The sequence below is a fragment of the Modestobacter lapidis genome (assembly GCF_054780755.1).
In genome coordinates, this window is the sequence record NZ_BAAGVS010000019.1 from 28,642 (window position 1) to 43,323 (window position 14,682).

Annotated in this window: 13 protein-coding genes; 10 read left to right on the forward strand and 3 right to left on the reverse strand. The window is 73.8% G+C overall.

All coding sequences use genetic code 11. The features are described 5' to 3' along the window. Positions 1-15: 15 nt before the first annotated feature. Positions 16-1,632 (reverse strand): AMP-binding protein, encoded by a 1,617-nt coding sequence (locus ACYVG5_RS16365; protein ID WP_222050150.1) that lies wholly within the window; start codon positions 1,630-1,632, stop codon positions 16-18. A gap of 192 nt (positions 1,633-1,824) precedes the next feature. Here ACYVG5_RS16365 and ACYVG5_RS16370 point away from each other — a divergent pair, with 192 nt between their 5' ends. The 8 genes from ACYVG5_RS16370 to ACYVG5_RS16405 all read left to right on the forward strand — a co-directional run bounded on the left by ACYVG5_RS16370 (position 1,825) and on the right by ACYVG5_RS16405 (position 10,462). Continuing rightward, on the forward strand, positions 1,825-2,751 hold the full coding sequence (locus ACYVG5_RS16370; RefSeq protein WP_222050152.1) for a PaaX family transcriptional regulator: 927 nt from the start codon (positions 1,825-1,827) through the stop codon (positions 2,749-2,751). A gap of 141 nt (positions 2,752-2,892) precedes the next feature. Next, the gene (locus ACYVG5_RS16375) at positions 2,893-3,801 is read left to right on the forward strand and encodes an SDR family NAD(P)-dependent oxidoreductase (RefSeq protein ID WP_222050153.1); all 909 of its coding nucleotides are present in this window, start codon (positions 2,893-2,895) and stop codon (positions 3,799-3,801) included. A 5-nt stretch (positions 3,802-3,806) separates the two neighbouring features. Next, on the forward strand, positions 3,807-4,724 hold the full coding sequence (locus ACYVG5_RS16380; RefSeq protein WP_460683353.1) for an amidohydrolase family protein: 918 nt from the start codon (positions 3,807-3,809) through the stop codon (positions 4,722-4,724). Further along, complete coding sequence (locus ACYVG5_RS16385; RefSeq protein ID WP_222050154.1) at positions 4,721-6,352, forward strand: AMP-binding protein; 1,632 nt, start codon at positions 4,721-4,723, stop codon at positions 6,350-6,352. Before ACYVG5_RS16380 ends, ACYVG5_RS16385 begins: the two co-directional genes overlap by 4 nt. A gap of 10 nt (positions 6,353-6,362) precedes the next feature. Continuing rightward, a complete protein-coding gene (locus tag ACYVG5_RS16390) occupies positions 6,363-6,827 on the forward strand; it encodes a MaoC family dehydratase (RefSeq protein ID WP_222050155.1) in 465 nt (154 codons plus the stop codon). Between the two features lie 94 nt (positions 6,828-6,921). After that, entirely contained in the window at positions 6,922-7,329 is a 408-nt protein-coding gene (locus ACYVG5_RS16395) for a RidA family protein (RefSeq protein ID WP_222050156.1), read from the forward strand. Then, positions 7,326-8,342: an amidohydrolase family protein gene (locus tag ACYVG5_RS16400; protein ID WP_222050157.1), complete on the forward strand. Its 1,017-nt coding sequence runs from the start codon at positions 7,326-7,328 to the stop codon at positions 8,340-8,342. Before ACYVG5_RS16395 ends, ACYVG5_RS16400 begins: the two co-directional genes overlap by 4 nt. After that, a complete protein-coding gene (locus ACYVG5_RS16405; protein ID WP_222050158.1) occupies positions 8,339-10,462 on the forward strand; it encodes an acyl-CoA dehydrogenase family protein in 2,124 nt (707 codons plus the stop codon). The genes ACYVG5_RS16400 and ACYVG5_RS16405 overlap by 4 nt, the downstream gene beginning before the upstream one ends. Before the next feature lie 36 nt (positions 10,463-10,498). Here ACYVG5_RS16405 and ACYVG5_RS16410 read toward each other — a convergent pair whose 3' ends face one another. Further along, positions 10,499-11,224, reverse strand: coding sequence for an SDR family oxidoreductase (locus ACYVG5_RS16410; protein WP_222050159.1), 726 nt, complete (start codon positions 11,222-11,224; stop codon positions 10,499-10,501). Next, positions 11,221-12,414 carry a cytochrome P450 gene (locus ACYVG5_RS16415; protein ID WP_460683354.1) on the reverse strand — a complete coding sequence of 398 codons (1,194 nt, stop codon included), beginning with the start codon at positions 12,412-12,414 and terminating at the stop codon, positions 11,221-11,223. Before ACYVG5_RS16415 ends, ACYVG5_RS16410 begins: the two co-directional genes overlap by 4 nt. Before the next feature lie 371 nt (positions 12,415-12,785). On the opposite strand from ACYVG5_RS16415, the gene ACYVG5_RS16420 reads away from it, so the two are divergent. Next, a complete protein-coding gene (locus ACYVG5_RS16420) occupies positions 12,786-13,466 on the forward strand; it encodes a nuclear transport factor 2 family protein (RefSeq protein ID WP_222050161.1) in 681 nt (226 codons plus the stop codon). A gap of 225 nt (positions 13,467-13,691) precedes the next feature. After that, positions 13,692-14,678 carry a DODA-type extradiol aromatic ring-opening family dioxygenase gene (locus ACYVG5_RS16425; protein WP_222050162.1) on the forward strand — a complete coding sequence of 329 codons (987 nt, stop codon included), beginning with the start codon at positions 13,692-13,694 and terminating at the stop codon, positions 14,676-14,678. Positions 14,679-14,682: the final 4 nt, after the last annotated feature.

Below are 14,682 nucleotides of genomic sequence, written 5' to 3' on the forward strand. Positions count from 1 at the left end.
CCGGTGACGGTTCGGTCAGCCCTCCCCGCGGGCGATCCGGCCGGCCCAGGAGAGGTCGGCCTTGCCGACCGGGGAGCGGTGCACCTCGTCGACGAACACGACCTCGCGCGGGCGCTTGTAGTCGGCCAGCTCCGCACCGACCGCCGCCCGCACCTCCTCGGCGGTGAGCGTGTGCCCCGGCGCGACCGAGACGACGGCGGTGATCCGCTGGCCGAACCGCTCGTCGGGCACCCCGACGACGATCGCGTCCCGCACCGCGGGGTGGCGCAGCACGACCTGCTCGACCTCCTCGGGGAGCACCTTCTCCCCACCGGTGTTGATCACCCGGCTGCCGCGGCCCTGGAACACCAGGGTCCCGTCGGTCTCCAGCGTGGCCAGGTCGCCGGGCACCGAGTACCGGACGCCGTCCACGTCCCGGAACGTCGTGCCACTGGCAGTGGGCCGGCCGGTGTAGTGCACCTCGCGCGGGGCCGGCGCGGCCAGCACGCCGAGCTGCCCGGACCCCGGGACGACGTCGCGGCCGGCCTCGTCGAGCAGCCGGGCGTTGGGCGCCAGCACGAAGCGCGAGGTCGGCGCGACGGCGCCGCGGCGGGTGAGGGACAGCGCGTACGGACCGCCCTCGGAGGCGACGACGACGTCGGTGATGTCGGCGTCGGCGTGCCGCAGCAGCCCGGCCTTGACCTCCGCGCTGAACACCGCGCCGACGGAGACCATCCGGCGCAGGCTGCCCAGGTCGTACGGGCGCCCGGCCGCTGCGGCGGCGTCCAGGGCGGTGAGCAGCGGCCGGCCGAACACGTCGCCGACGATCACCACGTCGGTCACCCGGTGCTGCTGCACCAGCGCGGCGAGCTCGTCGGGGTCGTAGCTCCGTGAGACCGGGAAGACGATCCGGCCACCGGCCACCAGCGTGCCCAGCGTCGTGTAGATGCCGGTGCCGTGCATGAGCGGGGTGGGCGTGCAGGTGACCAGCCGGTCGGGCTCGGCGCGCGATTCGCGCACCCGGTCGGCCAGCTCGCCGAGCGACTCCGGTGCCGGGATGCCGAACTTCGCGAAGCCGTTGGGCACGCAGCTGGCGGAGAAAACGGTGGAGTGCCGGGACTGCACGCCCTTGGGCCGGCCGGTGGTACCGCCGGTGTAGAGCAGCCAGTCGCCGTCCGGCCGCGGCGTGCGGGCGAGCGGGGCGGTCGCGGCGACGACGTCCTCGAGCCCGTCGCCGACCACCTCCCCGGCCGGGGCGTCGCCGACCCGGACCAGGGCGGTCAGCCCGGCCTGCCCGGCGGCCGCCTCGGCGACGACCGCGCTGGTGGTCGCGTCGAAGACCAGGCCGGCCGCGCCCGCGTCGGCCAGCACGTGGCCGAGCTCCGCCGCGCGGTACCGGTAGTTGACGTTGAAGGGGACGGCGTCGAGCTTGCAGACCGCGAACACCGCCTCGACGTACTCGGCGCTGCTCCACAGGCCGATGCCGACCCGCGAGCCGGCGGTGACACCGCGCTCGGCCAGCCCGGCGGCGAGCCGGGCCGCGCGCTCGTCGAGTTCGGCCCAGGTGCGGTGCCGGCTGCCCTGGACGACGGCGACCGCGTCGTCCATCGTGTCGGCGACGGTCTCGAGCACGCTGGCCAGGTTTTCCTCCATGAGAGGCAGGCTACTGGCGGTCGTCACAATCCTGCGTATGTTGTTCCGAACCGCGGACAACGGCGTCCGCGGTCTCCCGCTTCCCGGAGGACGGGATGCCTGCACCACCACCCAGCGCCGGCCAGGAGCCGGCCGACGGCAGGAGAACATCATGGCCAGCGGTGCCACCCGGGCCGGCGCAGGACGACGGCCGTGACGACGGCCGAGCTCGACCCGGTGGGCGACGCCCCCGACGACGCCGCCGATGAGGCCCCCGACGACGCCGCCGACGACACTGCGGCGGACGCGATCCCCGCCGGTGCCCCCGCCGTCCGCCCGCAGACCCACGTGCTGATGTTCTGCGGCGCGCACCTGCCGGCTCCCGGCGCCGCGGTCTCCACCGGCGGGCTGATCAGCGCCCTGGCCCGGGTCGGGGTGGGCGAGCACGCCGCCCGCTCGACGGTCAGCCGGATGATCCGCCGGGGCACCCTGCAGCGGCGCCGGGCCGGCAAGCGGATCTACCTCTCGCCGACGCCGTCCACCCGCGTCGCGCTGGCCGAGGGCGGCGAGCGGGCGTGGCAGTCGCCGGTCAACCGCACCTGGGACGGGCAGTGGACGCTGCTCGGCTTCTCGCTGCCGGAGAGCCGGCGGGCCGACCGGCACCTGCTCCGCTCCCGCCTGCAGTGGGCCGGCTTCGGCATGCTGCAGAACGGCGTGTGGGTGGCGCCCAGCCAGGTCGACGTGGAGGCGCTGCTCGCCCGGCTCGACGTGCTCGACCACCTCAAGGTCTTCCGCGCCTCGGTGGCCGCACCCACCCAGGTGGCCGAGCTGATCGAGGACGCCTGGGACGTGCCGACCATCGCCCGTGGCTACGAGCAGTTCCTCGAGCGCTGGGACACCGCCGATCCGCTGCCCGACGCCGCCGACGACCTGGCCCGCCAGCTGTGGTTGCTCGGCGAGTGGACGCTGCTGGCCCGCAACGACCCCGGCCTGCCGGTCGAGTACCTCCCGGCCGACTGGCCGGCGGTGCGGGCCGAGCACGTCGCGCTGCGGCTGCGCACCCGCTACCAGGCCGGCGCCGATGCGATCGCCGCCGGCCTCGTGGAGCGGCTGGACCCCGCGGGGGACGACGCCCGCTGAGCCGGCCGGGCGGGCGCGACATTTGCGCCCACCCGTTGACGTCCGCCACGAAAGTGAATAACTTCCGAGGGCGGCAGAGCGCCGGTGCGCCACAGTGCGCGCCGCCCTGCCGACGGTCTCACGCCCCTCGAGAGGATTCCCATGCAGCTCAACGGCAAGGTCGCCGTCGTCACCGGTGCCGGTCGCGGCCTCGGTCAGGCCTACGCCAAGGCGCTCGCCGCCGCGGGCGCCGCCGTCGTGGTCAACGACCTCGACGTCGACCTCGCGCAGGAGACGGCGCAGGCCATCGAGGCCGCCGGCGGGCAGGCGGTGGCCGAGGGCTCGGCCATCGGCTCCACCGAGGCCGCCGACGCGATCGTGGCCAAGGCCGTGGAGGCGTTCGGCCGGCTGGACGTCATGGTCACCAACGCCGGGGTGCTGCGCGACCGCTCGCTGCTGAAGATGACGGACGACGACTTCGACCTCGTCGTCGAGACCCACCTGCGCGGCACGTTCACCTGCGGCCGGGCCGCGGCGAAGCAGTTCAAGGAGCAGGGCGGGAACGGCCGGCTCATCCTGATCGGCTCCCCGGCCGGCCAGCGGGCCAGCTTCGGGCAGACCGGCTACACCGCCTCCAAGGCCGGCATCGTCGGCCTGGTGCGCACCTGGGCCGCCGAGCTCGAGCGCAGCGGCACCACGGTCAACGCTGTCGTCCCGGTCGCGCTGACCCGGATGGTCGCCACCATCCCCGGCATGGCAGAGCTCGTGGAGCTCGCCGACGCCGGCAAGCCGCTCCCGGCCGACGTCCGGGCCAGTGGCCTGGGCACCGCCGACGACGTCGCCCCGCTGGTGGTCTTCCTGGCCTCCGACGAGGCGGCCGGCGTCACCGGCCAGGCCATCGGCGCCGGTGGCGACCGGATCGCCATCTGGTCGCACCCGACCGAGGTCGTCGCCGAGGTGCGGGAGGGCGGCTGGTCCGCCGACTCGCTCGCCGAGGCGTTCCCGACCACGTTCGCCCCGCACCTGCAGGAGTGGAAGGCGACGGCGCCCGGCGCGCCGGCCGGGAAGTGACCGACGTGGCGCGCTCGAACACCATGGACCTCGATGCGCTGGTCGCCATCGACGTGCACACCCACGTGCACCGGTCCGCGCGGGGCGCGGAGCACACCGCCGAGGGCAGCGGCAGCATCGAGGCGCTGGGGGAGTACTTCGGCCACGGCGGCATGCCCACCTACACGGTGCCGGAGCTCGCCGCGCACTACCGCGAGCGCAACATGGCCGCGGTCGTGTTCGGCGTCGACGGCTACACCACCTCCGGGGAGGAGCCGGTGCCCTCCAACGAGGAGGTCGCCGAGCTCGCCGCGGAGAACGCCGACGTGCTCATCCCGTTCGCCAGCATCGATCCCGGCCGCGGCGCGGCCGGGGTGCGGGCGGCCCGCCGGCTGGTCACCGAGTACGGCATCAAGGGGTTCAAGTTCCACCCCAACACCCAGGCGTTCTTCCCGAACGACCGCTCGGCCTACCCGCTGTACGAGGTCATCGCCGAGCACGGCCTGATCGCGCTGTTCCACACCGGCCAGACCGGCGTGGGCGCGGGCACCCGGGGCGGGGGAGGGGTGCGGCTGAAGTACTCCAACCCCATGCACGTCGACGACGTCGCGGTCGACTTCCCCGACATGAAGATCATCCTGGCGCACCCCTCGTTCCCCTGGCAGGACGAGGCGCTGTCGGTGGCCACGCACAAGCCGCAGGTGTACATCGACCTGTCCGGCTGGTCGCCGAAGTACTTCCCGCCGCAGCTGGTGCAGTACGCCAACAGCCTGCTGCGCGACAAGGTGCTCTTCGGCAGCGACTTCCCGGTGATCAGCCCGGAGCGCTGGATGAAGGACTTCGCCGCCATCGGCATCAAGGACGAGGTCCGCCCGAAGATCATGAAGGAGAACGCGGTGGCGCTGTTCGGGCTCCGGCCGGGTGCGGCGGCGGCCGGGTCGTGAACGCGAACTTCGCCACGGTCCTGGAGACCGTCGGGGACGTCCGCCCCGACCGGATCGCGGTCACCCACGGCGACCGCAGCCGCACCTGGGCGGAGCTCGACGAGCGTGCCGCCCGGCTGGCCGGGCACCTGGCCGCCGCGGGCATCGGCCCGGGATCGCGGGTGGCGGTGGGCCTCTACAACGGCATCGAGTACCTCGAGAGCGTCTACGCCGTCCTCAAGCTGCGCGCGGTGCCGCTGAACGTGAACTACCGGTACCGCCGCGAAGAACTCGTCGCCCTGCTCGGCGACGCGCAGGCCGCCGCGGTGGTCTTCGACGCCGCGCTCGCCGAGCGGATCGGCGAGGCCCGCGCCGACCTGCCGCAGCTGGCCACGTTCCTGCAGGTCCACGGGGACGACGCCGTTCCGGACTGGGCGACGGGCTACGAGGCGGCGGTCACCGGCGCCGAGCCCGCGCCCCGCCAGGAACGTGGCGACGACCACTGGCTGATGTACACCGGCGGCACTACCGGCCGGCCCAAGGGCGTGCTGGTCCGGCACTCCTGGCTCTACGACGTGGTCTGCGCCAACGGTTTCCTGCTGCTCGGCGAACCCTTTCCGCAGACGCCGGCGGAGCTGCGGGCCACGCTGGAGCGGCTGGGCACCGACCGCGACGCGATGGTCTGCCTGCCGGCCCCGCCGCTGATGCACTCCACCGGCATGTACACCTCCTTCGGGGCGCTGCTGGCCGGCGGCCGGGTGGTCTACCTGCCCTCGGCGTCCTACGACCCCGACGAGCTGGCGGCCACCGTGCAGCGCGAGCAGGTCGACACGGTGTCGATCGTCGGCGACGTGTTCGCCCGGCCGCTGGCGGACGCCCTCGACGCGGCCGCGGCCGCCGGGCGGCCCTACGACCTGTCCAGCCTGCGCCGGGTCATCAGCGTCGGGGTCACCTGGAGCGCCGACGTGAAGGAGCGCCTGCTCCAGCACGCCGATCTGGTCTGCCGCGACCTGGTCGCGGCGTCGGAGGGCGGCCCGTTCGCGGTGATGGAGACCCGCCGCGGCGACGCCACGGTCACCGCGCAGTTCCGGCTGGTGCCCGGCGCCCGGGTGATCGACGAGCGCGGCGAGGACGTCGTCCCCGGCTCCGGCCAGGTCGGTGTGCTCGCCGCCCCCGCCGACGAGCACATCCGGTACGACGGCGACGACGCGGCCACCGCCGCGACGTTCCGGGAGATCGGCGGGCGCCGCTGGGTCGTGCCCGGCGACATGGCCAGCCTGGCGGCCGACGGCACCGTCGTCTTCCACGGCCGCGGCAGCCGGGTGATCAACACCGGCGGCGAGAAGGTCTTCGCCGAGGAGGTGGAGCAGGCGCTGCTCACCCACCCCGCCGTCCGGGACGCCATGGTGGTCGGTGCCCCCGACGAGCGCTGGGGCTCACGGATCGTGGCCGTCGTCGCCCTGCACGAGGGCGCCCGGCTCACCGACGCCGAGGCGCGCGAGCACGTCGGCGCACGGCTGGCCGACCACAAGCGCCCCCGGGAGCTGGTCGTCGTCGACCGGTTGCGCCGCAGTCCCTCGGGGAAGGCCGATCTGAGCTGGGCCCGCGGCCTCGCCACGCACACTGTGTCCCAGACCCCCAACGAGTAGGAGAACAGCCATGAGCACCCCCATCACCGTCGACGGCGTCGAGGGCGTCAAGAGCCTGGTCGGCAAGGACCTCGGCACGAGCGACTGGATCGAGATCACCCAGGAGAAGGTCGACCTCTTCGCCGACGCCACCGGTGACCACCAGTGGATCCACGTCGACCCGGAGCGGGCGAAGAAGGAGAGCCCGTTCGGCGGCCCGATCGCCCACGGCTACCTGACCCTGTCGCTGACCCCGCTGTTCCTGCCCCAGCTGATGAACTTCACCGGCTTCTCGATGGGCGTCAACTACGGCACGGAGAAGGTTCGCTTCCCCTCGCCGGTGCCCGTGGGCAGCAAGCTGCGGGCCGGCGCCGTCATCGACGAGGTCACCGAGATCAAGGGCGGCGTGCAGATGCAGTGCACGCTGACCTTCGAGGTCGAGGGCGGCAGCAAGCCGGCCTGCGTCGCGACGATCGTCGTCCGGCAGTACGTGTGACCCGCGGACGGCGGTCCGGCCGCGCGGCCGACCTCACCCGGCCCGCGCCGGCGGCCGGACCGGCGTCCCAGCTCGACCCCGCGGGGTCGCGGGCGTGACCGCCCGCCGGTCGATCGCCGTGCCCGGGCTGCACCACGGCCCGACGCCCATCCCGCTGGCCTCCCGGGTGGGCCCGCTGCTGATCTCCAGCGCCGTGCTCGGCCAGGACCCGGCCACCGGTGAGGTGCCCGAGGGCGTCGAGGAACAGGTCGTGCTGGTCTTCGCCAACGTGCGCCGGATCCTCGCCGCCGGCGGTGCCGACGTCGCCGACGTGGCCAAGCTGACCTTCCTGGTCCGCGACCGCGCCGCCCGCGCCGCCATCGACGAGCAGTGGCTGGGGATGTTCCCCGACCCCGACAGCCGGCCGGCCCGGCACACCCAGACCGCCGACCTGCCGCCGATGTTCGCCGTGCAGTGCGAGGTCATCGCCATGGTCGCCGACGACCAGAAGGAGCAATCGTGATCATCGACGCCCACGCCCACGTCCTCGCCCCCGAGGTCTTCTACGCCTACCGCGCCCAGCTGATCGGGCACGGCGGCTACCACCAGGACGGCCCGAAGTACTCCGACCAGGAGCTCGCCGGCGCCGCCGGGGCCAACGTGAAGATCATGGACAGCGTCGGCACCGACGTGCAGTTCATCTCGCCGCGGCCCTTCCAGCAGATGCACTCGGCCAAGCCGGCCGGCATCGTGCACTCCTGGATCGGCGCGAACAACGACATCATCGCCAGGAGCGTCGCGCTGCACCCCGACCGCCTGGCCGGCGTCGCGGGCCTGCCGCTCACCGCGGGAGCCCCGGTGGAGACCTGCTTCGACGAGCTGACCCGCGCCGTCGAGGAGCTGGGGTTCATCGGCGTGAGCCTCAACCCCGACCCGTACGAGGGGACCGGGCACACCCCGACCCTGGGCGACGAGTTCTGGTACCCGCTGTGGGAGAAGATGGTTGCCCTCGACGTGCCGGCGCTCATCCACTCCGCGGGCTGCTTCAACGGCCGGGAAGTCTACAGCGACCACTTCATCACCGAGGAGTCGATCGCCGTCCTCTCGCTGATGCGGTCGCGCACCTTCCTCGACTTCCCCGATCTGAAGATCATCGTCGGGCACGGTGGAGGTTCGGTGCCGTACCAGATCGGCCGTTGGAAGGCGGCCCGGCTGGCGCCCGGCCTGGGCAACGACGCCCTCGACGAGCGGTTCGAGGAGTCGCTGCGGCGGCTGTGGTTCGACACCTGCCTCTACGACCAGTCGTCGCTGGTGCACCTGTTCAACACGGTCGGTCCCGACCGGGTGCTGTTCGGCACGGAGAAGCCCGGGTCCGGCTCGGTGACCGACCCGGACACCGGCCGGCCCTTCGACGACCTCAAGCCGGTCATCGAGGGCATTCCCTCGCTCTCCGACGACGACCGCGCCGCCGTCTTCGAGGGCAACGCCCGCCGCGTCTTCAGCCGCTGGCAGGGCCCGGCGCCCGCGTCGGCATGACCGCGCTGGCCGTCGGCGAGCTCGCCGACCTGCGCAGCACCGTCGCCGGGGGGCTGCGGGAGGCCTGGAGCGGGCCCCAGGCGGCCGGCCGCCCCGACGCCGGGTCCGCGCTGCTGGGCTCTGCCTGGCAGGTCGCGGCCCGGCAGGGCTGGACCGAGCTCGGCCCGGAGGACGCCCTCGACGCGCTGCTGGCCGTCGTCTCCGAGCTGGGCCGGCTGGCCTGCCCGTTGCCGCTGGCCGACGGGTACGTCGCCACGCAGCTGCTGGCCGGCTCCGGCGACCTGGTCGCGGCGATCGGCGAGGGCCGGGTCCGCCCGGTCGTCGCGGCCGTGGAGTCCGCCACCGGGGGAGTGGTCCGGTTCGCCGAGGCCGCCGCGGCGGCCACCCACGTCCTGCTGCTGCCCGCCGGTGACGGCGAGGCGACGCTCGCCCCGATCACCGCCGTGCGCCCGACCCCGGGCATCGCCCGGCCGGACTGGTCGGAGGTCGAGTGGTCGGCCGCCGCCGCGGTGCCCGTCCCGGTGTCCGCGGCGGTGGCCGAGCGCGCCCGGGCGGTGCTCCGGCTGTCGCTGGCGGCGCGCGCCTTCGGGGCGGCTGCCCGGTCGGCCGAGCTCGCGCTGGCGCACGCCTCGCTGCGGCACCAGTTCGGCCGGCCGATCGGGGCGTTCCAGGCCGTCTCGCACCGCAGCGTCGACGGCGCGATCGACGTCGCCGCGTTCACCGCGCTGGCCGACGAGGCCGTGCACCGGGGCCTGGCCGGCGATCCCGGCTGGCTGCTGGCCGCCGAGCTCGCCGTCGCGCACGCCGTCGTCGCCGCCCCGCGGGTGCAGCTGGGCGCCCACCACACGCTGGCCGCCACCGGCTACTTCGAGGAGCACGAGGCACCCTGGCTCTTCCGCCGGGTGCACGCCGACGTGACCCGGCTGGCCGTGCTGCCGCTGGCCGCCGGCGAGCCGGCCGACCTGCTGCTCGAGGGCGGGGGCAGCCTGCCGCCGCTGGACCTCGGCGAGCGCGCCGAGGCAGCCCGCACCGAGGTGCGGGCGTTCATCGCCGAGCAGGTGCCCGCCGGGCTGACCGGGGAGGACCCGGCGCTGGTCGACCTGCTCGCCGGCGCCGCCTACCTCGCCCCCGGGCTCGCCCCGGGGCACGGCGGGCGGGGCGCGGACCCGGCCGAGCAGGTGGCCATCAGCGAGGAGCTGACCTACGCCGGGCTGGCCCCGCTGGCCCGCACCGCGGCCGGGATGCTCGCCCCCTCCATCGCGCACCGGGGCACCCCGGAGCAGCAGGCACGGTTCCTGCCGTTGATCAGCCGTGGCCGGATGCCGTTCTACCTCGGCTACTCCGAGCCCGAGACCGGCTCCGACCTCGCCTCCCTGCGCACCGGCGCGGTGCGCGACGGTGACGAGTGGGTGGTCAACGGCACGAAGATGTGGGGCACCGGGGCCGACCAGGCCGAGTGGATCTGGCTGGCCGTGCGTACCGACCCGGCGGCGAAGGCACACGCCGGGATCACCGTCTTCTGCGTGCCGGTCGGGTTGCCCGGCTGGAGCATCCAGTCGCACCGGTCACTGGCCGGCGGCATCTCCTGCACCTCGTTCTTCGACGACGTCCGGCTGCCCGACTCCGCGCGGATCGGCGAGGTGAACGGCGGCTGGCAGGTGCTCACCGAGGCGCTGGCCCACGAGCGGATCGTGATCGCCTCGGGCACCGCCCGGCTGCTGCGGCTGTTCGACGACCTGCTGGTGCTGCTGCGCGCCGACCCCCAGCTCGCGGGGGGACGGGACTCGGCGGCCCGCCGCGAGCTGACCGCGCTCGCCGCCCGGCTGCAGGCGGCCCGTGCGCTGGTCGCGGCCAGCGCCCGGCGCACCCTCGACCCCGGTGCCGGCAGCGGGGCGGAGGCGCCGATGGCCAAGATCGTCGGCAGCGAGCTGGAGGAGGAGTTCGGCGAGGCGGTGCTGCGGGTGGTCGGCCCGGCGGCGGCGCTCGCCGACGGCGGCCCGGCCGGCGCGCCCCAGTCGTTCGAGGCGGCGCTGCGGTTCTCGATCATGGCCGTCGTCGCCGGCGGGACCAACGACATCCAGCGCAACCTGGTCGCCCGCGCCCTCGGCCTGCCCCGCTGACCGGGCTTCCGGGACCGAAAGCCCGGTGGGGGGCTGTCAGTGCAGGTGGCCGCCGCCGTCGCAGATGATCGTCTGGCCGGTGACCATCCGGGCGTCCGGGCCGGCGAGGAACGAGACCAGGCCGGCGAGGTCCTCGGGCTGGATCCGCCGGCGGATGGCCTGTGCGGCCATCGTGCGGTCGAAGTCGGCCTCGTCGTTGTACTGCTCGGTGCCGGGGGTGGCGACCTGCCCGGGCATGACGGCGTTGACCGTGACGCCGTGCGGCCCGAGCTCGCGGGCGAGCACCCGGGTCATCCCGAGAACGGCGCCCTTGCTGGCGACGTAGGCCAGCTGGCCGGGGCTGCCGGTGAAGAAGGTCCGGGAGGCGACGTTGACCACGCAACCCCGCTCGCCGGCCACCAGCCAGGGGTGCGCGGCCTGGGTGGCCAGCGCGTAGCCGACCGCGTTGACCTCCAGATACCGCATCAGCTCGGCCTTGCCGCTGTCGGTGTAGGAACGGCGGGGCGAGATCAGCCCGGCGTTGTTGACCAGGACGTCGATGCCACCGCCGCGCTCGGCCACCGTCGTCATGGCGGCCTGGAGCTGGTCGGGCTCGGTGACGTCGCAGTAGAGCCACCCGACCCCCGGCAGCGCGCCGTCGGCCGGCTCCAGGACGTCGAGCACCGTGACCGCGTGCCCGTCGGCGGACAGCCGCTCGGCGAGCGCCCGGCCGATCCCGCGGGCGCCGCCGGTGACGACCGCCACGGCCGGTCGCGGGGTCACCACTGCAGGCGCAGCGGGAGCGAGACGGGCCCGCGGTTGGCCAGGCTGGGCAGGTACTCGACCGCGCCGGCGTCGACCGCGAGCTCGAACCGCGGGATGCTGCCGAGCACGGTCTCCAGGGCGACCCGGCTCTCCATCCGGGCGACGATGTTGCCCAGGCAGGAGTGGATCCCCTTGCCGAAGGCGAGGTGCGCCGAGGGCGACTTGCGGGCCAGGTCCAGCTCGTCGGGCCGCTCGACGAGGGCCTCGTCCCGGTTGCCCGCGCCGAACATGACCTGCACGCGGGAGCCGGCCGGGATGGCCGTGCCGCCGACCTCGGTGTCCCGGGTGGCCATCCGGAACAGCCCCTGGATCGGCGACTCCAACCGCAGCGACTCCTCGATGAAGTACATCAGCCGGGAGGGGTCCTGGCGCACCCGGTCGGCCAGCTCGGGATCCCGGGCGAGCAGCATCATGCTGTTCCCGATGTGGTCGGTCGTCGTGATGTTGCCTGCGATGAGCAGCTCCATCACGAACCGGGTGGAGTCGTGGCGGGGCAGCCCGGCGGTGCGTTCGGCGGCCGCGATGGTGTGCAGGATCGTCTGCTCCTCCGCCGCGGCGGCCGCTGCCTCCAGCGACGGCGCGAGCAGCGCGGCGAACTCCTCGGCGATCCGGACGATCTCGGCCGGGTCGGCGCCGTGGTGCCCGACGGTGCCGGCGAGCTCCTCGGAGAGCCGGCGGAGGGAGGGCGCCTCGTCGTCCGGCACGCCGAGCACCGTGGTGATCACCGCGATCGGCAGCGGAACGGCGAACTCGGCCATGAAGTCGACCTCGGTGCGGCCGCGCATGCCCTCGACGAGCTCGGTGCACAGCTCACGCATCCGCGGCTCGAACTTGGCCAGCCGGCTCGGGGTGAAGGCCCGCTGCACGAGCCTGCGCCGCGCGGAGTGCTCCGGTTCGTCGGACAGCAGCAGGAACGGCACGCGCTTGGCCAGCTCGCTGTCCGGCGGGATCGGCGGCGCCCCGATGGCGTTGCGGGAGGAGAAGGTCTCGACGTCCCGGAGCACGGTGTCGATGTCCTCGGCGCGCGTCACGAGGAAGGCGTTGGCCGCCTCGACGAAGGTGACCCCCCGCTCGCGCAGCTCCGCATAGGCCGGAAAGGGGCACCGGAGGGCGTCGGGCTCGAGCCTGGCCGCAGCGTCGATCAGCATGGTGTCCCCTTCGTCTCCGCCGGGCGCGCGGCCCGTCGGCCGGGCGGTCGCCCGGCGGCGCAGGCCGCCTCGCGGGCGTGTCACGACCAGCCTGTCAGTGGCCGCGATGCTGTCATCCGGCACTCCCGCCGTCAAGGAAGCGCATCAGACCGACGAGACGCTGATCGGGGGTCGCCGACCCGGACGACGAGCCGCTGACCAGCGAAAACCCCGTCGTGTCAGGGGATGGTTCGACGCTGCGGAATGCCGGATCCCTGCCGTGCGACGGAAACGTTGGGCGAATCGTTGACGGTGGCGAGGAACACACCTAGGTTCCCTCCGGTGGCCCGTCGCGACCGGCGGCGCCGGCAGGCCGAACACGGAGGATTCACATGAGCGACCAGGTGGCAGCCCTCGAGGCGCGCCTCGCACAGCTGGAGGACCGGCTCACGCGGGCCGAGGACATCGAGGCGGTCCGGAAGCTGCAGTACCAGTACGGCTACTACCTCGACAAGACCTACTACGAGGAGGTCGTCGAGCTGTTCGCCGACCGCGAGGACACCCGGGTGCACTTCCTGCACGGGGTCTTCCACGGCAAGGCCGGCGCCCAGCGGCTCTACACCGGCCGCTTCATGACCAAGTTCGCCGACGGCCACAACGGCCCCCGCTACGGCCGGCTGCTCGACCACCCCCAGATGCAGGGCGTCATCACGCTGTCCGAGGACGGGCAGTCGGCGCGCGGCCGGTTCCGCTCGCTGATGTCGGCCGGCAACCACGAGACCGTCGAGGGCTTCCGCCAGTGGTGGGAGGGCGGCGTCTACGAGAACGAGTACGTCAAGGTCGACGGTCAGTGGCGGATCAAGGTGCTGAACTTCCGCTCGCTGTGGCAGGGGCAGTTCGACCAGGGTTGGTCCAAGGCGCCGGTGGAGTACGCCGGCTACCTGACCGACACCTATCCGGACGACCCGCACGGTCCCGACGAGATCGTCGACGACTGGGGCATGTTCCCGCGCACCGAGACGGTGCCGTTCCACTACGACCACCCGGTGACCGGCAACCCGGTCACCGACTGACGGCGGTCCGCCGGTCGGCCTCCGGGTCGGCCGGCGGACACCGCGCGACGGCGACGCGCCTTGACACATCGTTGTCGGCCGTCCAAAGTGTGCACAACGACTTCGTGACCCAGGTCACCCCGTCCGAGCCGGACGGGACCGGCCCCCCGTGGCCCCCGGCTCCTCGTCACTCCCACCGCCCGGCGGCACGTCCGCCGGACCCTGCCTACTTCTCGAGGAGCGTTGATGGCCACCATCGTCGGTGCGATCGGCACGTCCCACAGCCCCATGCTGCTCACCAACCCGCGGCTGTGGCGGGAGCGGGCGGCCCAGGACCGGAGCAACAAGGAGCTGTTCGACACGGCCGGCCGGCACGTCACCTTCGACGAGCTGAGCGCCGCCGTCGGTGAGGCGTACACCGCCGAGCTCTCCGACGAGGTCTGGGAGCAGCGCTACACCGCCTGCCTCGAGGGCATGGACCGGCTCGCCGCCGACCTCGCCGAGCTGCGGCCCGACGTGCTGGTGGTCATCGGCGACGACCAGGAGGAGGTCTTCGACGCCAGCAACCAGCCGTCGATGGCGATCTTCTGGGGCGACAGCTGGGAGACCCAGACGATGGACGGCGCCCCGCCCGGGGAGTTCTTCGAGGCGGTGAAGACCGGCTACGCGATGGACGTCGTGCACAAGTTCGACGGGCACCCGCAGCTTGCCCTCGATGCCATCACCGGCCTGGTCGGCGCCGAGTTCGACGTGGCCAGCATCGCCACCACCCCGCCCGGGCACGGCTTCGGCCACGCCTACGGCTTCATCATCCAGCGGCTGCTGGGCGAACGGACCGACGTCCCGGTGGTGCCGGTCATGCTCAACACCTACTACCCGCCCAACCAGCCCTCGGCCAAGCGCTGCTACGACTTCGGCAAGGCCCTCGCCGCGGCGATCGAGGCCTCCCCGGTCGACGCCCGGGTCGTGCTGGTCGCCTCCGGCGGGCTGAGCCACTTCGTCGTCGACGAGGAGCTCGACCGCCGGGTGCTCGACGGCATCGCGAACCGCGACGCCGAGTCGCTGCGCACCATCCCGGCCGACAAGCTCCATGCGGGCTCCTCGGAGATCCGCAACTGGGTCGCCGTCGCCGGCGCCATGCACGACCGCGAGGTCGCCTGGTCGGAGTACGCCCCGTGCTACCGCACGTCGGCCGGCACCGGCTGCGGTATGGGCTTCCTCCGGTGGCAGTGACGCG